The sequence below is a fragment of the Myroides sp. genome (assembly GCF_032073645.1).
Classification (GTDB): domain Bacteria; phylum Bacteroidota; class Bacteroidia; order Flavobacteriales; family Flavobacteriaceae; genus Flavobacterium; species Flavobacterium odoratimimum.
In genome coordinates this window covers 1-20,634 of sequence record NZ_DAMANB010000023.1, presented here as the reverse complement: position 1 = coordinate 20,634, position 20,634 = coordinate 1, and the positions used below count along the sequence as shown (strand labels likewise).

At 33.2% G+C, this 20,634-nt stretch carries 16 protein-coding genes; 7 read left to right on the top strand and 9 right to left on the bottom strand.

Annotated features, from left to right (window positions below; translation table 11 throughout):
• Positions 1–17: 17 nt before the first annotated feature.
• Positions 18–461: a HipA family kinase gene (locus RT228_RS14830; protein ID WP_286399536.1), complete on the bottom strand. Its 444-nt coding sequence runs from the start codon at positions 459–461 to the stop codon at positions 18–20.
• Between the two features lie 235 nt (positions 462–696).
• On the opposite strand from RT228_RS14830, the gene RT228_RS14825 reads away from it, so the two are divergent.
• Positions 697–1,536 (top strand): helix-turn-helix domain-containing protein, encoded by an 840-nt coding sequence (locus RT228_RS14825; protein ID WP_313138736.1) that lies wholly within the window; start codon positions 697–699, stop codon positions 1,534–1,536.
• A 66-nt stretch (positions 1,537–1,602) separates the two neighbouring features.
• Complete coding sequence (locus tag RT228_RS14820) at positions 1,603–2,784, top strand: multidrug effflux MFS transporter (protein ID WP_313138735.1); 1,182 nt, start codon at positions 1,603–1,605, stop codon at positions 2,782–2,784.
• 65 nt (positions 2,785–2,849) lie between these two features.
• Here the strand turns inward: RT228_RS14820 and RT228_RS14815 are convergent, their stop codons facing one another.
• The 7 genes from RT228_RS14815 to RT228_RS14785 form a co-directional block, all read right to left on the bottom strand.
• Positions 2,850–4,073, bottom strand: coding sequence for a Ca2+-dependent phosphoinositide-specific phospholipase C (locus RT228_RS14815; RefSeq protein WP_313138734.1), 1,224 nt, complete (start codon positions 4,071–4,073; stop codon positions 2,850–2,852).
• A complete protein-coding gene (locus RT228_RS14810) occupies positions 4,066–6,096 on the bottom strand; it encodes a glycoside hydrolase domain-containing protein (RefSeq protein WP_313138733.1) in 2,031 nt (676 codons plus the stop codon). The genes RT228_RS14815 and RT228_RS14810 overlap by 8 nt, the downstream gene beginning before the upstream one ends.
• 1 nt (position 6,097) lies before the next feature.
• Complete coding sequence (locus tag RT228_RS14805; protein ID WP_059050828.1) at positions 6,098–7,336, bottom strand: YdcF family protein; 1,239 nt, start codon at positions 7,334–7,336, stop codon at positions 6,098–6,100.
• Between the two features lie 20 nt (positions 7,337–7,356).
• Positions 7,357–9,033 carry a RagB/SusD family nutrient uptake outer membrane protein gene (locus RT228_RS14800; RefSeq protein ID WP_058699906.1) on the bottom strand — a complete coding sequence of 559 codons (1,677 nt, stop codon included), beginning with the start codon at positions 9,031–9,033 and terminating at the stop codon, positions 7,357–7,359.
• Between the two features lie 10 nt (positions 9,034–9,043).
• The gene (locus RT228_RS14795; RefSeq protein WP_313138731.1) at positions 9,044–12,460 is read right to left on the bottom strand and encodes a TonB-dependent receptor; all 3,417 of its coding nucleotides are present in this window, start codon (positions 12,458–12,460) and stop codon (positions 9,044–9,046) included.
• Positions 12,457–13,377 (bottom strand): FecR family protein, encoded by a 921-nt coding sequence (locus RT228_RS14790; RefSeq protein WP_313138730.1) that lies wholly within the window; start codon positions 13,375–13,377, stop codon positions 12,457–12,459. Before RT228_RS14790 ends, RT228_RS14795 begins: the two co-directional genes overlap by 4 nt.
• A gap of 254 nt (positions 13,378–13,631) precedes the next feature.
• Positions 13,632–14,192, bottom strand: a complete 561-nt coding sequence (locus RT228_RS14785; RefSeq protein WP_006259963.1) for a sigma-70 family RNA polymerase sigma factor — start codon at positions 14,190–14,192, stop codon at positions 13,632–13,634.
• A gap of 236 nt (positions 14,193–14,428) precedes the next feature.
• Between RT228_RS14785 and RT228_RS14780 the strand changes: the two genes are divergently transcribed.
• The 5 genes from RT228_RS14780 to RT228_RS14760 all read left to right on the top strand — a co-directional run bounded on the left by RT228_RS14780 (position 14,429) and on the right by RT228_RS14760 (position 19,997).
• Entirely contained in the window at positions 14,429–15,295 is an 867-nt protein-coding gene (locus RT228_RS14780) for a helix-turn-helix domain-containing protein (RefSeq protein ID WP_313138729.1), read from the top strand.
• Between the two features lie 91 nt (positions 15,296–15,386).
• Positions 15,387–16,706, top strand: coding sequence for a TolC family protein (locus tag RT228_RS14775; protein ID WP_313138728.1), 1,320 nt, complete (start codon positions 15,387–15,389; stop codon positions 16,704–16,706).
• A 186-nt stretch (positions 16,707–16,892) separates the two neighbouring features.
• A complete protein-coding gene (locus RT228_RS14770; protein WP_006259960.1) occupies positions 16,893–18,011 on the top strand; it encodes an HlyD family secretion protein in 1,119 nt (372 codons plus the stop codon).
• Between the two features lie 138 nt (positions 18,012–18,149).
• Positions 18,150–18,374 (top strand): four helix bundle protein, encoded by a 225-nt coding sequence (locus RT228_RS14765; RefSeq protein WP_225600599.1) that lies wholly within the window; start codon positions 18,150–18,152, stop codon positions 18,372–18,374.
• 87 nt (positions 18,375–18,461) lie between these two features.
• Positions 18,462–19,997, top strand: a complete 1,536-nt coding sequence (locus RT228_RS14760) for an MFS transporter (RefSeq protein ID WP_313138727.1) — start codon at positions 18,462–18,464, stop codon at positions 19,995–19,997.
• A 330-nt stretch (positions 19,998–20,327) separates the two neighbouring features.
• Here RT228_RS14760 and RT228_RS14755 read toward each other — a convergent pair whose 3' ends face one another.
• Complete coding sequence (locus RT228_RS14755) at positions 20,328–20,456, bottom strand: hypothetical protein (RefSeq protein WP_259638031.1); 129 nt, start codon at positions 20,454–20,456, stop codon at positions 20,328–20,330.
• Positions 20,457–20,634: the final 178 nt, after the last annotated feature.

The window sequence follows — 20,634 nt, the reverse complement described above, 5'->3', positions numbered from 1 at the left end:
AGATTAGGATTGTTGATTCAACGATCTCTATTAGCTAACCATACATCACAAAAGGCTATATCTAAAAATTTATAAGGATCTAAGTATTGATTAAAATCATTCTTATTAGATAGAACTAAGTTATGATAGTCAAGTTCTGTTTGATTATGAATCTCTTTGGAGCCAATAATAAACAACTCTTCAATATCAAACTGACTGTATTTAGATATGATATTATTGGCGATCAAAAACTCTTGAAGTAACTTATTCTCAATCTTTATTATCTTGATATCTGGCACTCTTATTCCCCAACTTTTATAAACCTCATTTCCGATCAATTCATTAATGATATCTTCCAAAGGAGGATGGGTTTTAAAAATAGTTTTTGCATAATAGATATCAGTATCAGCTCCTAATATTTTTATTGGAATACTATTAGTTTCTAATATCTCGAGAATCTGTATAGCGCCAATTACCTCCATATCAATTCAGTATTTATTTCGTTTTATTAGCCTTATTTATACCACTTAATACACCGCTTATATGTAAATATAACCTATAAAACAGATACTTACCCAAAAAACAGATGTATATATTATATTTTTTAAAGAATGTCTTTTTACAATCAACTGTTTATACAATATAAACACATTCTTAAAACACTTTTAAATTACAACTAGGCAAAATAAACTACCTTTACGCCCTAATTAATCTAAGATGTCTACACACAAGGTAATTAAAGCCAAACAATTTGATCAAGATGTACCTATTGAATTCTTTATGCTAGAAGACAATAGTCATCTATTCAACTTTGATTACCACTATCAATGTAACTTCTATCAGATCTACTGGTTTACCCAAACCAAGGAGACAACACAAAAAGTTGACTTTGAGTCCTACCCTATCTCTGATGATCAGATATGGGTCATCTATCCTGGGCAAATGCACAATATTAATCCTGATGGAGTAAGGGGATATTTTATCTCTGTCAATAAAGATTTCTTTAACCGCATTCTCGCCAAAGAATTTAACGAGCACAAGTTTAGATTTAATCCTCCCTTATGGTTTGAGTTATCAGAAGATAAAAAAGAAGTCTTTAAAGCAATCATGTTTTTATTCCAACAAGAATGGGATACACAGAAACGCACTTATATACTAGAGAAGTACCTCAATATCTATATCTCCCATATTCAAGGCTTAAAAGAGCTCTCACAGGACAATCCGCTTATAGATACTAGAGTCTTAAAGTTATTAGAGCTGGTAGAAGAAAACTATACTATACACCATCCTACCGCCTTCTACGCTGATAAAATAGCATTATCTGTAAAGCGAATGAATGAACTGGTAGTAAAGGCTACTGACTATACCCTTAATCAACATATTCACAACAGAATACTTCTAGAAGCAAAGAGGCTAATAGGATATGCTGACTTGAATATCCAAGAGATTTCAGCCGAATTAGGCTTTAGTGAGGTCAACTATTTTAACCGCTTCTTTAAAAAAAGTACAGGAGTAGCTCCATTAGCTTTTAGAGAAAATGTGAAAAAAGTCCAATAAGAGTACTTGTTTTGCCAAGGTCTAAGTGAATCAACAGGTTTACTTTTGCCCCATCAAAATATCAATATGAATAAGTTAACAAAAGCTCAGTTTATAGTCGTGATTATTTTATCATTACTATCTGCTATCGAACCTTTTAGTATAGATCTGTACTTACCTGGTTTCTTAAAAATCTCACAGACCTTTAATACAGATCTAAAAAATGTACAGTTGTCCCTTTCTTTCTTTTTAGGAGGATTCGCAGCAGGACAGCTATTTTGGGGAATTATCTCTGATCGTTATGGTCGTAAACTTCCGACTATTGCCTCTTTAATTATCTTTATCCTTGCATCGGTAGCTTGTATCTATGCAGAGACCATAGAACAGTTCTGGGCAGCTCGATTCTTTCAAGCTTTTGCAGGATGTGCAGGAGTAGTTATCGCTCGTGCCGTAGTGAATGAATACTACTCTGCTGACCAGAGTATGAATGTGTTCTCTTTATTAGCCATTATTGCAGGAGTAGCACCTATCGTAGGTCCTATCGCTGGTAACTTTCTGATCAGTCATTTCGTATGGCAATCTACTTTCGTTACTTTAGTGATATTAGGTATCATCTGCCTATTAGCTGTTATCATCTTCTTGCCTGAAACACGTATTGTCACAGAGAAAAAAGATGTTAACCTTATGGCAGACTTTAAAGAAATAGTACAAAATAACGTCTTTGTCAAATATACATTGATTGGAAGTTTAACCTATAGTATCTTAATGATCTACCTAGCTAATGCTCCTTACCTTATTATGGAATATGGAGGAATGTCTTCAGATATGTTTAGTGGTATATTTGCTTTTAATGCCATTGGATTAATCCTTGGGGCATGGCTGGCAAACTCTGTATTCTCTCGCTGGTGGACTGTAGAACAAATCGTAAAATACACCGTGTATTTCGGTATTGCTTGGACAGTAGCCTTCTTAGTTATGTGTGTGCTAAAAGAACCTATTGAAGCCTTATTAGTACCACTATTCTTCATTGTACTAACTCTTGGAGTACTATTCCCTACAACTACTAAATTAGCCTTAGCGCCGTTCACTACTAATAGTGGATCTGCGTCAGCTCTACTAGGTACTTTACAACTGCTATTTACCTTTATCATATCAGCCGTGACTAACTTAATCCCTGCTGACATCATGACCTTGACTGCTTATTCTTTACTTGCATGTCATCTGTTATATCTAGGATGTTATCTGATTAAAGAGAAACAAACTGAATAATATAATTTTAATACAAAAAGCCTTGTGACTGTAAGTTACAAGGCTTTTTTAAAACAATAATTATACTAATTACTTTTTTTATAATTTACTGGGTTTATCCTAACCTGCTTAAGATTATCTGGCAGCTCTACAAAATATTCTGATCGATAAGGGTTGTAAACTTTAGAGAAGAAGTCTGTTGATATAACTTGAGCACCACTAGAGAAAGCAGCTTTAGAACGAGTATGATCATTGACTTTCGCTTCATAGGTATCTATATCTGATCTAGTTCTCACAAGATAGCCTTTAGTGACGTATTCTTTTATATCCTCTTGGCGTACAATAGCATTATCTAAGAGTAAAAACACACCATAAGTATCCGTTGGTTTAGACTGTACAAACATAACTCTTCCTTCTAAATTTGGACGATTGTGTACATAAGCTGATTCACCTTGATTTACCCCTCCTGTAGAAGGTAATAACATAAATAACAGTTTCCCTTTAGACTGAGATACAAGTGGCCAGTTATGATTAGCCACAGCCTCTTTAAGCGTTTTATAATTTCCTCTTAAATCATCAGGTGTAATCAACTTCTCTCTACCTATAATATCAACAATCTCTTGATCTAATAGGTCAAATGCATATTCATCATATTTCAATACTTCTGTTGGATTCTTAAACAAAGGCCAATTTGAATCTTTTGCTTCAATCATGATAAATAAAGGGATGTGATCTACATGCTGATCAGACCATTTTTTTATACTTTGTAATGCTAATTTTAACGTTGGATATTTAGACCTAAAATCTACATCTGCCATATGCAAAACTTTAAATCCAGGCTTATCTAAATCTGTTATGTTATGCTTTGCTAGCTGCTTCACTCCTACTGTTTTTAAATATTCATAGCCTGCTGGATTTGTATATCTATTGCCTGTTGAATCATAATACACATCCAGTTCCAAACTTCTCAATCCACTGTCTAACTGAATCTCAAAGCTTGGGTGCTCATAAAACAAACTCTCCTTAAAACTAATTTCATTAGGGTGATACTCTTTAAAAAAGTCTAACTGCTCTTTAGTCATTCCCTCTAATAACTTCCCTTTTGACTGATCTACAATTTTAGATACATAATCAAGGAGATTAGGGTCTACTGGTTCTGCATAGCTATTATGTGTCCCTAGAACTTGAATTTGATTAATTCGTAAATCACTAGGTAAATTTATTTCTTGTTTTGTGTTTATTTGTCCATACATCACTATAGGTAATAGCATACCTAACAGAATACTACTTAACTTTATATTTCTATTCATCTTCTTTTATATTTGAAATCCACAATGGTTCTGACGGCCATTGTTTATTAGGTTCATCACTCGTTTTGAATATGATTTTTGATGCCCCAAAAAATTCTTTATAAGTAATATAGTTCCTTTGATAATCCTTATTATTATACGCTACCTCTTGTATATAAGAGCTTCTTTCTTTATTACTAATTACTAAATTATTTCGTATAATAACCTTTTCAAAAACAGGAGCATTGAGATAAAAAGTATCCGACCCCACATTAGCAGCGCTGAATCCTAAACTCCTTAAAACAAACCATGCTGACATTGTTCCTAAATCATCATCCATAGTCCGTAAAAAAGCTTGAGGTGCATTCTTATAAATCCTTCCGATGTAAGGATCAATTCCTTTACTGTTGTCATTAAAGTAGAACTGAATACTCTCTCCTAGTAGTAAATCATGGATCAATTTCTGACTCTTATGAGCACTTCTAGTAGCATTGTACAAACTAGATGTCTGAAGATCTGGCTGATTGGCGTGATTATAATAATGACCTTCAAAAAAAGTATCTAATTGGTCTTCAAATTCTTTTTCAGAACCTATAAGACTAATTAAGCCTTTTATATCATAAGGTACTAACCATCTATATTGCCAGATAGTTCCTTGATATAATCCTCTTGCTTGCATTTTATCCACATCGTGAGTCTGAATATCCTTAAAGTCCTTTAGCCAATATTTCTTATACTCTTTAACTTTTTCTAAATAATAGTTTGCAGATACAGTATCTTGAACACTTTTAAATATTTCACTCAATGCCCAATAATCATAAGATGATTCTAATGCCTTATCAGGAGAAGAAAAATCAAGTTGCTCAGCTTCCTTAACAAGGTACTCCTTAATGGAATCTATAGGTAACTGATATCCTTTATTCACTGCATCAGCCAAAACAACTAAAGCGTGCTCTGTCCTCACTGTAGGGCCAGGTTCATTGAGTGTAGAGAAGTCTTTTTTACCGTATGGATACATATTAGCAATAGAGTGAACTACATCTTTATACACTTCAGGATATAATATAGAATACATAGGAATAACTTCTCTATAATTATCCCATAGCGCCCAACCATGATATACATTAAAATCAGCTTTTTTCACCTCACCACTAATTGTTCTATAAGTCCCATCTGCTTCAGATATTAGATAAGGCGCCTGAAGAGTCCTGTAAAGCAAAGAATAAAAAAGCTTTACCCTCTCATCATTCTTATCACTAACCTCAGTAGCAGATAATAATTCATTCCATCGCTCTGTAGCTAGAGTTCTTGTTAAATCAAAACTTTGCCCCATTGCTATTCTGCTCTTTGCATAGTGTTCTGAAACAGATGAAAAACCAATCTGTAATTCGACTTTAGAGGAGGGAAAATCAACGATAAATTGATATTCTCCTACCTTTCTTAAGATGGCTCCATTTCCTAAATCTATACTAAAATAAAAATGATATATCCCAGCAGAGCATGTTGTTTTAGAGCTGATCTTTCCCTGAATAACCTGATTAGATACTTCATATTCAGCACTGACAAAAGCACCACCTGTAGCACTAGATAAATCCACAAATAGTTGCCCTTTATTAGGGAAGGAATATCGATGCACTCCATAATTATGTCCTACAGTAAAGTCAGCCTTAATCTTATTTGTAAATTCCACCTTGTAGTAACCAGGTGTTCCCTTTTCTTTCTCTTTGATTAACTCTGTTTCAATATTACTTCCTATAATTGGTTTGATTAGAATATTACCTCCACTTCCCTTACATCCCACTCCCTGAAGTCTAGTATGAGTCACGCCTTCAAATTGTTTTGCTCTATTATCGTATCCTGTATGATTATAAGGATATGTCTCTGGAGAAATACATAGCATACTAAATGGAAAAGAAGCTCCAGGAGACAACTGTCCGTAATCCCCTGAAGTTCCTAAAAAAACATTCACTTTATCACTTAATTTATTTTTTTGTCCATAACCACATTGAGTTGCTATAAGCAATAAAATAAGAAACTTCCTCATCTTATGGATCTAACGGCTCTAAAGGATTTATTTGTAATAGTAATTCAGATGGGTAAAAGTCTAATAACTCCCCTTTTTTCTGCTTAACTATTTTCCCTGGTAAATAACCTAATTCACGCATAAAACGTTCTAAAAACTTCTTATCTGCTATTGACTTTGTATGTAACTCATAAGAGACAATCATACTTTTTTGTTTAATATCAAAACCATATTCAATCATTAAACGAGTAGCATTTCTAAGATTAGTAGTCGTATGTCTAGCATAAGGTTCTACAATAATTACCTCTTCCGGAATATTATATAACCCTATTAATTCTTTTTTCATTTCTATAGCTTCACAAGTCTCTGTACGATTTGGGTGTACGTGTCCACCTGAAACAATAATAAAAGGCGCCTTACCTTGTCTATACTGTTCTACTGCTAATTTTAGATTCAATTTTCCTAACGCCCCCAAAGGATCTCTATAATTCTCTGGTCCATCTCCTAGGACGATTAATGCATTGTATTCATACTTTTTAAAATCAATGCGTTTAGCATATTCTATAGCGCTCTTATTATACAATGCCGCTAGAGGCTCATATCTAATACCTTCATCCCTGTGGTTCATATACATCAAATACAGTCCATAATCCAACATTGGTTCAAAGAAGCTAGCCTTAGAATAATCTGATTCATTTGCTAAATGTTTTGCCCAAAATAAAATAGCTCTTTTAAAATAACGTGAATTCTTATCATAAGATACTGAATCAATATTTGGATAAAATGGCTTCTCTCCTAATCCATACACTTTTAAGGTATGATTTAATCCACTAAAGTTTAACTTCACTACATTAGAGATAAAATCTTTCTGACTCATCTCATTGTAATTAATGTATTTTTTAGACTGCTTTAATTCTTCAAAGAAAGTTTCTACTTTCTTCTCTTTATTATTTAAAGCAACTAACTCATCAGAGATACTTTTTATCTGATCGTCTGTAAAAATATAAGAATGAACCAATTCTTCACTCTTAGGGAAAGTTTCACTATTTACTAACTTGTTGATTAGATCTAGTCTATTATGTTTTATTTCTGTAAAAGTCTTATTATCATTGAGCAACTTAACAAGACTAGGTTGTTTAGAAAGCTGATCTAAAAAATAAAAATTACTATTTCTTAACAATGTTACACTTTTATTCTCACCACTTTGTCCGAAAGAAAAAGTACATACAGCGAGTAAGAAACCTACTACTATTTTTTTCATTTGTTTTATATTACTTAATATTAATAATTAGGATTTTGTTCGACTTTAGAAGTAGCCCCATCTACATATCTTTGTGGAATAGGAAAATATTCATTCTTTCCTTTAGTAAAATGAGCATTTGTCAAAAATGAACGTTTATGCTTCTCTGCTTCTAGATACTCTTGATTAATAACCTTATCTGCTATCCCCCAACGCACTAAATTAAAGAATCGTTCTCCTTCCATCGCCAACTCTAATCTACTCTCTAATTGTACAGCCTCTCTAGCCTTATTTACATTACTCCAGCTATCATTATATAAGCCTATTTTATAATTAGCAGCGTATGACTTACCATCTAAAGCCATCACATACTTTGACTCTTTTGCTCTTTTTCTAATCGCATTTACGATACTTCGAGCTTCTTCTAATTTACCTAACTCTACAGCTGCTTCTGCCTTCCATAACATTACTTCTGCATAACGAATAATATAATAATTCAACGCAGAAACATAAGGCCAAGTTGCGCCATAATAAGGTGATTTAGCAGAAACTATACGTTTCTTTGGTGCATATACTCCATAAGTAGCTACATCCCTTGCCCAAGATGCATCATATGTCACTCCTAAACCTTTATATGTTATACCTGGTCTACCTATGGTATAATCTAATCTTGGATCTACGAAATCTTGACTGTTTACATCTACATTATCTTTTACAGGTAATCCGTTAGCATCTGTCTTAAAAGCATTAACTAGATTTTGAGAAGGTCTATGAAAACCATACTGAGGATAAAAAGGGCCTCCTGGAGCTGTAAGACGATCTCCTATACTTCCATTATAGTTATTAGGATCACCATCATTAATAGAATGTTGTACTGCAAATATTACTTCTAAGCTATTGTCATTTTCTGGTAAAAACACATCTTCAAAATTAGACAGAAGTTTATATTGACTTGACATCACCTCTTCTGAGATTGTATAAGCCTCTTGCCATTTCTTTTGATATATCATTGTCTTCATCAGATAAGCTTTAGCAGCAATGCTAGTAGGTCTTCCTATTTGTGCTTGCTTAGAAGGCAATACTTTTGATGCATTATCAAAATCTGTTGCTATTTTTTGCCATAACTGTTCAGAAGTAAACTCTACATTTGATCGATTATAATCCTCTACGTTAACAACTTTTTCATCTATATAAGGAATTCTATTGTAAATCTTCTTTAATTCAAAGTAGTAATGTCCTCTAAGAAAGAATAATTCTCCCTGTCTCTGCTTCTTTAGTTCAGGATCAAATGCTACTGATTGATTTAATAATCGTAGAGCGTCATTTACCCTTTTAATACCTTCATATAATGCACTCCACTTTCTTTCTATATCTATTACTGTTGGGTCTGTCTGGTATAACTCCATTCTGTGGATTTGCCCTTGATCACCAGTACCTCCACCTCCTTTATATGCATCATCAGAAGTCACATCTCCAAAACTCCAATTAGACGCTGGAGAATTCATTGCATTTGAAGCATTATCCATCTGTCCATTCAGCATCTTATAAGCCCCTATAATTACTCTTTCCACATTCTTAGGATCTGTCATCTTGTCTGGTGATACTTCTCCATAAGTAGTTTCGTCTAAAAAGTCTTTAGAACATGAACTCATTACACCTGCCATAATAGTTGTGACAAATAGTATCTTATATGTTTTATTTGAAATATATCTTTTCATTACTTGTATTTTAATAATTAATACTTAATCCCATAGAGAAAGTACGTGCAGGTGGATAAAGCCCACGATCAATACCTATATCTAAATTTTTATTACTCTTAGAATAACTTTGTAGTCCCACTTCTGGAGTTAATCCACTATAGTTAGTAATCGTAAATACATTTGTTGCTTGTAGATAAACTCTCATTTTCAGCTTTTTATGAAGTTTTTCTCCAAAAGAGTAACCTAGTTGTAAATTATTTAACTTGAAATATGAGCCATCCTCCACATAATAAGATGAAGGGCGTATATTGTTATTTGTATCATCTAAGGATAATCTTGGTATAGAAGCATTCGGATTTTTAGGTGTCCATGCCCCTAATACATCAGAAGACTTATTATAAGCTGATTGATTAAAGAAATGAGAGTTATATTTTGTTAAGTTATAAATCTTATTGCCAAAACTTCCATTAAAAAACATACTTAAATCAAACCCTTTATATTTTAAATCTACATTAAAGCCAAGAATAAAATCAGGGTGAGGAGAACCTATAAATGTTCTATCATTGTCATCTATTACACCATCATTATTTACATCTCTAAAGATTAAATCACCTGGTTTTGCATTAGGTTGTAATTTATACTGATCGATCTGCTGTTGACTTTTAAATATCCCATCATTAACATAACCAAAGAATGAGCCTATTGGTTGACCTATAGCAGATCTAGAGATTTCTTGTCCAAAGTTTACACTGTGTAAAGACGAAGAAGGAATACCTAGATAATTAACAGAGTTTAATGCTGTCAACTGATTTTTATAAGTTGTAAAATTGAAATTAATATTATAGTGAAGATCCTTAATATTATCTTGATAAGATAGATTTAATTCTAAACCTCTATTTGTCATCTCTCCATCATTTACCCACTGTCCATCATTAGTACCACCATAAGTCAAAGGCAGCGATTTATAGACCAAAATATCTTTTGTTTTCTTGTTATAGATATCTGCTGTTACACTTAGTTTATCGTTAAAAAAACCTAAATCAACTCCTAAAGAGCTCTGTGTAGTAGTCTCCCATTTTAGCTCTGGGTTAGGTACTCTAGATTGAATCAGACCTGTCTCAACAGATGACTGTCCTCCATTAATATCATAATTTGAATTATAGCTATTACTAGAATAACTTTTTATAGTTGAGTAAGAGGGTACCTGTTGGTTTCCTGTAACTCCCCAGCCACCACGAAGTAAAAATGAAGTAAACGTATCTCCTAAATCAAAAAAGTCTTCTTTATCTATCCTCCAACCAAGTGACACAGCAGGAAAAGTATCCCATTTATGATTAGCTAATCGCGAAGTTCCATCTCTACGCATTGTAGCAGACACAATATACTTTCCATCATAATTATAATGAACTTTACCAAAGAAGGAATTTAATGACCACCCATTAGCGTTACCTCCATTTAGTTGATTGGCTGTACCATAATCTAAAAACCAATAATTAGGATCTTCGTACATAAAGTTCTGTCTTGAAGCAGAGAACCCTTCATAGTAATACTCAACTGCTTCTTGTCCTAATAAGACATCAAAATTATGATTGCCTAATTGTTTTTTATAACTCAGTGTATTAGTAAAAGTAAATTGATAATTAAACGAATTTCTAGTAGATAGTGAATTAACTGGATTAATAACTAATATTTCATTAAACTTTGGTGAGAAGTTCCTTCCATTAATATTTACATAATCTAGCCCTATAGATGACCTAAAAGTAAAATCACTTAGCTTTAACTCTGCGAATAAATTACCTAGTAATCTCAGCTCTTTTGTCTTATTATTTTTATTTCGATCTAAACGCCCTCTAGGATTTTGAATATCATTTAATGGATTACCCGAGAACTCTCCTAACTCACTATAAACAGGCACTATAGAAGGATACATAAATGCATTATATACTATTGACCCTAATGCTGCATTAGTACCGATACCAACATTTTCTGTATATGAGGCATTAAGATTCTCCCCTATTGTCAAGATCCCATCAAAGAATCTATAATCTGAATTAAAACGTCCTGAAAATCTTTTAAAATAAGTATCTTTTATGATTCCTTGTTGATCAAAGTACCCTAACGAAAAAAGCTGACTAGAGTGCTCCCCTCCTTTTGCTAATGATATATTGTGAGATTGAATCGTAGCAGGATTAAATATTTCTTTAACCCAATCTACATTACCACTTTTAATAGTTTTATCTTTATTTAAATAAAGAGGAATAGTTGCCCCAGTAGGATCATTTCCATAAATATCATGTTTAGGAGCAACACCATCATTTTTATAAGCTTGCCATAACATATCACCGTACTGCTGAGCATCAAGCATCTTAGGTAGGTTAAAAGCACTTTGAACACCTGTAAAACTACTTACATCTATAGATATTTTTTCATTTCTCCCTCCTGACTTTGTTGTAATTAAAATCACTCCATTAGCCGCTCTAGAACCATAGATAGAAGATGAAGCAGCATCTTTTAATACTTGCATTGAAGCTATATCATTACTATTAATCGAATTCAACCCATTAGCTACAGGTACTCCATCTACAATTACTAATGGCTCATTATTATTAATAGTACTGAATCCCCTTATTCGAATAGAGTTCCCCCCACCTGGACTATTATCACTCATAACTTGTACCCCTGAAGCTCTACCTTGTAACATCTCGGCTACATCTGCCTTAGGTACATCCTTAATACCATCTACATTAATAGTCGAAATAGCAGCTGTAATATTTCGCTTGCTCTCTGTTGTATAACCAGTGATTACAATTTCTTCTAAACTACGAGCATCTTCTTCTAAGATTATAGAAGTATATTCTGGATTTTCTACCTTAATTTCTTTAGTATCATATCCTATATACTCTATTACTAATACGATCGGTTTATTCTGGGCTACTTCTAACATAAAACTACCGTCTAGATCAGTAGCTACAGCCTCTTTAGAATCTTTTATTTTTACAGTCGCTCCAGGAAGTGCTAGTCCATGAATGTCTTTAACTACCCCTTTTAAAACAGTCTTATTATTTTGCTGACCTGTATTAACCTTCTCTGCTTTAGGAATAACATATTGTGATTTAAAAGTGATGAGTTTATCTGATATCTTATATGTAGATCCTGTTCTTAAGGCAATATCTTCTAACAACTTCTCTAGTTCACGTTCTTTACTAGTAAATCTAAGAGCAATAGAGGTATCTAATCTAGAGGGAGAATAGACTACTTTATAAGTTGTTTGTAGTTCTATTTTTTCAAATAAACTCTTCACTGTTTCTGAAGAATTACTTACATAGACATGTACACCTACCTTATCAGAAATTGTCTGATTAGTAGCATAAACGCCTGTACTTAATAAAGAAAGACAAAAAAGATATGTCTCTACTCTTAACCGGCAATAGTAATTTAATCTCATTTCTTGGTGTTATTAATAATTATAGTTTTATTTTCATACTTATAATCAAAATCATACATATAGCTGACACTCTGAACAATATCTGCTAGAGTAGAGTTTCTAAAATCTGCTTGAATAAATTCTTTTGTTGAAATAATATCTTCCAGGAAGTGTATCTGGATATCAAACTCTTTTTCTATTATTTGTTTCCACTGTGTAAGAGTGATGTTGTTCATCATAAGATAAGATGATGTAGAAGAGATACAAGAAAACACGTCTATGGTGTTTTTATATAATCTATGGTCTTTTAGTAAGGCCTTTTGCTCAGCAGTTAAAATGACATAGTTTTCCCTATCTAACAAGTTACTAACCTTTACTCGTCCTGTAGAGACTTCTACTATATTTGGTTTCACCCAAAAAGAAGTTCCTAAAACTTGTGTCTCAAAATTATCTGACGAAATAATAAAAGGTCTTGAGGCATCTTTAGCAACTTGAAAATAAGCCTCACCTAGTAATTTAATCTCTCTACTTGATTGATTAAACTCATTTGACACAATTAATGTAGAGTTACTACTTAGCGTTACAGCAGTACCATCTGATAGAATAATATGTTTAGCTAACTCACTAGAAGTAGTGTATGTTAATTCTTGATTATTTATAGAGATATGCTTTTGATAAATAGTTAAGCCTATGACTAATAAGAGTGAAAAACCTATTGATAATAATCTATAATTCTTTCTTCTCTTTCTTTCTCTAGTTTTATACTTTATACTATTGTATATAGAGCTTCTCAGTTTGCTATTCTCTTGAATTATCTTTAATTCTATTAATGGTCTTTTCTGTAAATTATCAGAAAAGTCTTCCACAACTTTTTTTTCTGTTAAGTCAGATGTACCAAGTAAATATTTATTTAAAAAATGTTTAAACTTATTTTGCATAATTTAAGATTGTCTTACATAAGTAAGAGTCCTCTATTATTATAACTCCCTATGCAAAAACAAACGCTTAACTCATTCTTAATATCAGTAACACTTAGATAACATTGCTTTTAACTCAGAACAAAGTATAAACTGATAAACAAAAACAATTATAAAAAAGACGCTTAAATAAGTACCCCCTGCATACTCTAATATAGTTTTAGAACTAAGAGAAAAGTTATGAAGCAAAATCACTTTGCTATATTTAATTAGTACTAATTCTGGGTTACCCCCATCAAATAACCTATCACAATAATATAATCTACCAAATAAGGTAAAGAACTCTTAATACTTTTTAAAGCTTTACTAATTTGATTATCTACAGTACTTTCTGATATCCCAAGTTTTAATGCGATTTCTTTATAACTCAATTTATTACTATATCGAAGAACAAATATTTGATAACACTTCTCTGGTAGTACTTCTTGAGCCTTACTATATATCATATTAACTAATTGTTCCTTGAACATTATTTCTTCTTCTCTGCTTAATATTTCATTATCTACTAATACATTATATACCTCTTCTAACTGAACAGTATTAAAACTAGTTGTACTAATAGCTTTTAAACTTTTATTACGAACAGACTGTATTAAATAAGCTTTAGAATTATCGATTATCAAATTGCTGTAATTATTCCATATATTCACAAAAACATCTTGAACTATATCAGCTGATAGATCCTTATCTCTCGTAATATTACAAGAGAGATAATACAATATATCCCAATACTTATAGTAGTTAATATCAACCCATTGATCTCTTGATAGTGCCATCTTATGTCTGATTAATCGATGCTAAAGTATAGCTTGCACAACTAATAAGAATTAAATAATCATTAACAAAAAATTATATTATATAGATACTAAATTGAAAACTTCCCCCTTCCCCCAGTAACTCCATATCCCTAAAATATTCCTACTCAGATCGCTTCTTTCAGCAAGTATTCTGCTTACATATAAAGCCTATACTCCCTATTTTTTCCCTATCTTGCACCTATAAAACCATCCTCATGCTTCAAGGAAATATAGAGACAGCCAATTCTTCATTTATACATGTACAGATATACAATCAACAAAACATCTTTGATCATGCCAACTTTGGGCATCCCTATAGACCCATTCGTTCTTCCTTTCTATTTGTCAAAAAAGGAAAACTAAGAATAAGAGAACAGATTAATGAATTCGAAATCATAGAGAACTCTATCTTCCTTATTGATGTCAAATACGTATACGAAATCTTAGAGATAAGCCCAGATGCAGAACTGAGACTACTTAGCTATGATCGAAATTTCTTAGAAACTGCTTCTTTTAAGCTTCACCGATTAAAAGTATATAGAGATTTAAAAACACAATTACAACGCAATTTCCACATTAGCAAACAAGAACTAGAGATCTTCTGGACCAATGTAGAATCTCTAGGTTATTACCTGGAGCACTTCAAGGAGATTGAGTATGGTCAATACATTATAGAGAATTATTTTAATATCATCCTCTACCACCTAGTAAGCGTAGCCACGCCTAGAAGTGAAGACTCTATTAATCAAATGACCTCACAGCAAAAGATCACGTATAAATTCGTGATGTTAGTCTCTGATTATTACCTAGAGACCAAGTCTGTTCAGTTCTACGCAGATAAACTACAACTCTCTATTAGACACCTAAGTACAGTAGTCAAGGAAACTTCTGGAAAAACACCTATAGAGATCATCAATGAGTTTATATTTAACGAAGCTAAAGCACAGTTATCCACTACTACTTTGCCTATCAAACAATTAGCCACTAAGCTACAATTTAGTGATCAGTATGCTTTCGCTCACTTCTTTAAAAAACATCAAGGCACTAGCCCAACTCAGTATAGAAAGATGTTTAAGCTATAGAATAATACTTTTAAACATCTTTTTTGATATTCTTAATCATTTTATACCATGTACTACTGAACTAACTTTGTCGGCATAAAGTACAAATAAAATGAAAAGAAATATTCACAAATACTTTTGTGGATTAAGCTTACTACTACTCTCATATACTTCAATATATAGCCAAGTAAGCGACCAAACACTTAGTATAGAACAAGCGGTGAACTTAGCGATGCAAAATCATCAACAATTAAAAGTCACTGCTTTAAACAAAAACATTAGCGAACAACAAACCCAATTAATTAAACAGCAACGCCTTCCTAATCTTGCCTTTACTGCCAATGCTTCTTATATAGGAGATGCGCTTATATTAGACCGCGATTTCAGTAAGGTCATGACCAAGGATATGCCTCACTTTGGCAATAGCTATGCAGTACAGGCATCTGAACTACTATTTAAAGGGGGAGCGATTAATAAGAATATAGAACTTGCTCAAATAGGCGAACAGCTTGCCTCTCTAGACCTTGTACAAGATCAGCAAAGCATTAAGTTCTTAGTTATTTCTAACTACCTAGATGTATATAAACTGATTCATCAAGAACAAGTTTATCAAAACAATAAAAGATTAGCCCAAATCCGACTTGAGAATGTCAATAGATATTATAAAGAAGGAATGATGACACGTAATGAAGTAATCAGAGGTGAATTAGTTCTTCAGAATATGGATCAAGCCCTATTAAGTGTAGATAATAATCTATCGATTCTAAACTATAATTTGGCGATTGCACTAGGACTACCTACATCAACTAAAATAACACCTAATGAAGCTCTTGTACACAGACCACTAGAGGGCGATTATAACTATTATCTAGATCTAGCCTATACGCAACATCCGATGATACAAAGAGTAGAAAAAGGAGTCGAAGCGGCACAAAAAAAGATAGAGATTGCCAATACTGATAAGTATCCTGCTCTAGCTGCAGTAGGTGGGTATAACATGAGTCGTCCGATCACCACATCTAACCCTGTGATGGATATGTATTCTAACGCTTGGCAAGTAGGGGTATCTCTGACTTATAATATTGACAATTTATATAAAACACCCAAAAAGGTCAAACTAGAGAAACTTCAAAAAGACAAAGCTGAAGAAACATTCACCCTTGTACAACAACAATTAGAAATGGGAGTCAATGCAGCTTATACCAAATACGATGAGGCTATACAAAACGCTAATCTATTAAAGAAAAGTCAACAACTCGCACAGGAGAACTATAAGATAATAGAGGCTAAATACCTAAACCAATTGGCTATACAAGCAGAGATGACAGATGCAACTAATGCAAAATTAGAAGCCGAACTTCAGTACGCCAATGCAGAAATAAACGTATTATACCAATACTACAATTTATTAAAGTCAACAGGGACACTTTAATGCCCTACAGGGCATTTAATTAAGAATTACGAATTAAGAATGTTTGGCTAAGCCATAATGTACTTATATGACGCGATATAGATTGTGGTAAAATACAACGATGGCGCCGATTTGTAATCCGTGACGTGACATGCAGTACCTCCAAAAAAACAAAAAGTACAAACGACATTATATCTAAAACAAGCAATGGAAAATAAAGAAAATACAACTACTGAACAACCAGTTCAAGCTCCAGTAGAGCAAGTTGTAGAGGATAAAGCTAAAAAAGAAAAAAAGAAGAAAACAAAGATACTCTTAGTCAACACCCTAACATTTGCGGTAATAGGAATCGCATTTTTCTGGTTATTGACTAAATACTTTCACATCAACGATAGAGATTACACAGAATCAGCACAGGTAGAAGAGTTTATTAACCCTATCAATACCCGTGTATCTGCTTATATTAAAGAGATCAAGTTCATAGAACATCAGCAAGTCAAAAAAGGAGATACACTAGTTATCCTAGACAACAGAGAAATCTTAACGCAAGTAGAACAAGCTGAAGCAGCTTATTTAAGCGCATTAGCTGCTAAGAAAGTAACTAACTCCTCTATTCATACAGCATCAAATAATATCGGGGTATTTAGCTCTAATATTGAAGGGGCAAAAGCAAGATTGTGGAACGCAGAACAAAACAATAAAAGATACGAGAATTTATTACAAGCTGAGGCTGTTACCCAACAACAATATGATCAAGTAAAAACAGAGTACCAAGCTGCTAAATCTGCTTATGAAAGTTTAATAAAACAACAAAACACAACCAAACTTTCAGTTTCAGAGATAGAAACACGTCTTGCCCTAAATGAAGCGGATATCAAACGTACAAAAGCGATGTTAGATATGGCTCAACTAAACCTGTCATACACAGTAATTACAGCTCCTTATGACGGGGTGATGGGACGAAGACTAATCAGTGAAGGACAGCTACTCTCGCCTAGCCAGCAAATTACTACTATCGTAAAAGATAATGAGAAATGGGTAACAGCCAACTTTTTAGAATCTCAAATGAACAATATACAAATAGGTAGTATTATCGACATGACAGCTGATGCTGTAAAAGGAATACGCTTTCAAGGAAAAGTAACGGCTATCTCTGCAGCTACTGGTTCTAGATATTCTAGTATGCCTACGGATAACTCTACGGGGAACTTCGTCAAGGTACAACAGCGTATCCCTGTGCGTATCGAATTTACAGATACCAATGATATAGAAAACATCGCTAATCTTAAAGCGGGGATGAATATGAATATACAACTGGCTAACTAATTAGAAATTAGGAATTTTAAATTAGGAATCATAGCCCTTCGGGCTTTCTAAATATATCCTATAATTAAATTTCTAATTCTTAATAATGGAATGATTAATGTGCACACTATATTTTTAAATTCATCAAATCCGTTTTCTATGAAGAATGAAAATATAGTACAAATTAAAAGCTATGCTAAACTATATATTGCATATAAAGAAGCTCGTGAATCTCATTACTGGATTCGACTGTTAACTGACACAGACTATCTAACGACTAAACAGAGTACAAGCCTTTTGACTGACATAGATGAGCTGCTTAAAATTATAGGAAGCATTCTAAAAACAATCAAAGAAAAAGAAAAAATAATAAACCATACTTAGGGATGTACAACGTACACAATTCCTAATTATTAATTCTATACCATGTATAACAAAGGATTATTTCACTCTTGGGTACCAAAACCAGTCATGCTATTACTCATTGTAATCATAGCAGCTGTGTTCTGTAGTATTAGTGGAATATATACTACTAATATAACCAATATCGTGGGTAGTACAGGCTCGATGACAGAGTACTACCTATGGGCTAACTATGCCTATGCCATAGGTCTAGGTACAGTCATGCCTCTTATTGTTAGGATCAAAGCGAGATTCAGAACAAAAGAACTTCTTGTAACCTCCCTCACCATGTGTGGTCTATTATACTTGGTACAATCCACCACACATCAACCCTATATCATTATAGCCTCTTCTTATCTAATAGGAGTATTTAAAATGATGGGAATGATGGAAGTAGTATTACCCCTTATGATGCTTTTAAGTGTAGGAGGTAACAGAGGTATATTCTACAGTATCTACTACTCTGCCCTATTAGTTATCACCCAATTATCAGGTTACTTTGTAGCTAAGGTAAGCTTTATATTCAGCTGGCAGATTAGCTATATGAACCTAGCAATTATGTGCTTTGGAGCAGCATTGATTTGTATTATATTTCAGCACAATCAACGCTTTATGCGCAAGGTCCCTTTTATTTACATTGACTGGATTAGTATCCTTCTATTCAATGTAACATTCATGACCTTGGCCTATATCCTAGCTTTTGGAAAACAACAAGCTTGGTTTGACTCAGAGATCATAAGATATGCCTCATTATTATTTGGTATTCTCTTATTTATTTTTGTCATTCGCCAACAGTTGATTAGAAGACCATTCTTACCCTTAAATGCCTTTAAGAAGAATAATGTAAGACACGGAACGATTATGTTATTGTGTTTAGGAATGTATCTTGCCACTGCTACGATACAGAATATCTTTGCCGTAGGTATATTAGGATATAATCCGATGACCAATGCCTCCCTAAATCTCTTACTGATTCCAGGACTTATTACTGCAGCAGTTGTCTGTTATTATTGGTATAAAAACGAAATCCCTATACGCATGCTCGTCTTCTCTGGATTCTCTGCATTTCTTATGTACAGTGTGATGATGTACCTCGCTATGGCAACAGAATTCAGCTATTCGATGTGGTACCTACCCATGTTCTTTAAAGGATATGGAATGGGAGTTATCTTTGTCACCACTTGGTATTACACCTTAGATAAGTTAGACTTAGCTAGTATGTTAGGACTGATCGGTTTTGCTATTCTATGGCGTACATTTATCGCTGTAGGGATGTTTAGTGCATTATACAGCTGGACACAATATCAATTCCAAATACAAAGTCTAAACAACTTAGCTGTATACCTAGACGATGCCATGTTATTAAGATCAGGGGCTGGTATTAATCTATCCCTTATCCAACTAAATGGGGTACTCGCCGCTACCAAGACAGTATATGGATATATAAATATCGCTGGTATAGGTGTATTGTTATATGTATTATTCCACCACTACGGTAGAATACGCACACTGAAAACTCGTGTGTATATCAATAAACTAGGTAATCTTATGATGAGCAAAAAAGATAAAGAGAGTATCGAAAATCAACTCCCTAACAATATATAGATTTGTACTTTTGAATCTCTAGTACACTGCTTCTTCTAAAGGAGAAAGAACTAGAGATTCTTTTTAATTTTATAAAATAAAAGCGATTACAAAGTACTCTGTAATCACTTTTTCTGTTGTGATTGCACACCAAATCTTTAGATTCACGAACTCCTATATTTAAAATAGAAACAACGTAAGTAAATATGTGTACAGTACCAACTCAAGTTGCTACACTAACAGCACAAGTTAAGTTGTGATTGCACACCAATTATTCATAATCACGAACTCCTATATTTAAAATAAGAATAACGTAAGTAAACTGTGTACAGTACCAACATGAAAAGCAAACTACACCGATTCGATAAGGTTGTGATTGTACAACAAATATTCATATTCACGAACTCCTTTATCTAAAATAGAAACAACGTAAGTAAATACATGTACAGTACCAACCTTAACTGCTAAAACTTCACTCATTGTTAAGTTGTGATTGCACACCAATTATTCATAATCACGAACTCCTATATTTAAAATAGAAACAACGTAAGTAAATACGTGTACAGTACCAACTAAGAAGGCTGAGATTGAATATAAGCAAGCGTTGTGATTGCACACCAATTATTTATAATCACGAACTCCCATATTTAAAATAGAA

What these genes read in the sequence shown, in the direction of transcription:
- RT228_RS14820 (WP_313138735.1), top strand. Translation starts at nt 1,603, where the DNA reads ATGAATAAGTTAACAAAAGCTCAGTTTATAGTCGTGATTATTTTATCA.
- RT228_RS14825 (WP_313138736.1), top strand. Translation starts at nt 697, where the DNA reads ATGTCTACACACAAGGTAATTAAAGCCAAACAATTTGATCAAGATGTA.
- RT228_RS14815 (WP_313138734.1), bottom strand. Translation starts at nt 4,073, where the DNA reads ATGAATAGAAATATAAAGTTAAGTAGTATTCTGTTAGGTATGCTATTA.
- RT228_RS14790 (WP_313138730.1), bottom strand. Translation starts at nt 13,377, where the DNA reads ATGCAAAATAAGTTTAAACATTTTTTAAATAAATATTTACTTGGTACA.
- RT228_RS14785 (WP_006259963.1), bottom strand. Translation starts at nt 14,192, where the DNA reads ATGGCACTATCAAGAGATCAATGGGTTGATATTAACTACTATAAGTAT.
- RT228_RS14780 (WP_313138729.1), top strand. Translation starts at nt 14,429, where the DNA reads ATGCTTCAAGGAAATATAGAGACAGCCAATTCTTCATTTATACATGTA.
- RT228_RS14765 (WP_225600599.1), top strand. Translation starts at nt 18,150, where the DNA reads ATGAAGAATGAAAATATAGTACAAATTAAAAGCTATGCTAAACTATAT.
- RT228_RS14800 (WP_058699906.1), bottom strand. Translation starts at nt 9,033, where the DNA reads ATGAAAAGATATATTTCAAATAAAACATATAAGATACTATTTGTCACA.
- RT228_RS14805 (WP_059050828.1), bottom strand. Translation starts at nt 7,336, where the DNA reads ATGAAAAAAATAGTAGTAGGTTTCTTACTCGCTGTATGTACTTTTTCT.
- RT228_RS14760 (WP_313138727.1), top strand. Translation starts at nt 18,462, where the DNA reads ATGCTATTACTCATTGTAATCATAGCAGCTGTGTTCTGTAGTATTAGT.
- RT228_RS14770 (WP_006259960.1), top strand. Translation starts at nt 16,893, where the DNA reads ATGGAAAATAAAGAAAATACAACTACTGAACAACCAGTTCAAGCTCCA.
- RT228_RS14810 (WP_313138733.1), bottom strand. Translation starts at nt 6,096, where the DNA reads ATGAGGAAGTTTCTTATTTTATTGCTTATAGCAACTCAATGTGGTTAT.
- RT228_RS14775 (WP_313138728.1), top strand. Translation starts at nt 15,387, where the DNA reads ATGAAAAGAAATATTCACAAATACTTTTGTGGATTAAGCTTACTACTA.
- RT228_RS14795 (WP_313138731.1), bottom strand. Translation starts at nt 12,460, where the DNA reads ATGAGATTAAATTACTATTGCCGGTTAAGAGTAGAGACATATCTTTTT.
- RT228_RS14755 (WP_259638031.1), bottom strand. Translation starts at nt 20,456, where the DNA reads ATGAGTGAAGTTTTAGCAGTTAAGGTTGGTACTGTACATGTATTTACT.
- RT228_RS14830 (WP_286399536.1), bottom strand. Translation starts at nt 461, where the DNA reads ATGGAGGTAATTGGCGCTATACAGATTCTCGAGATATTAGAAACTAAT.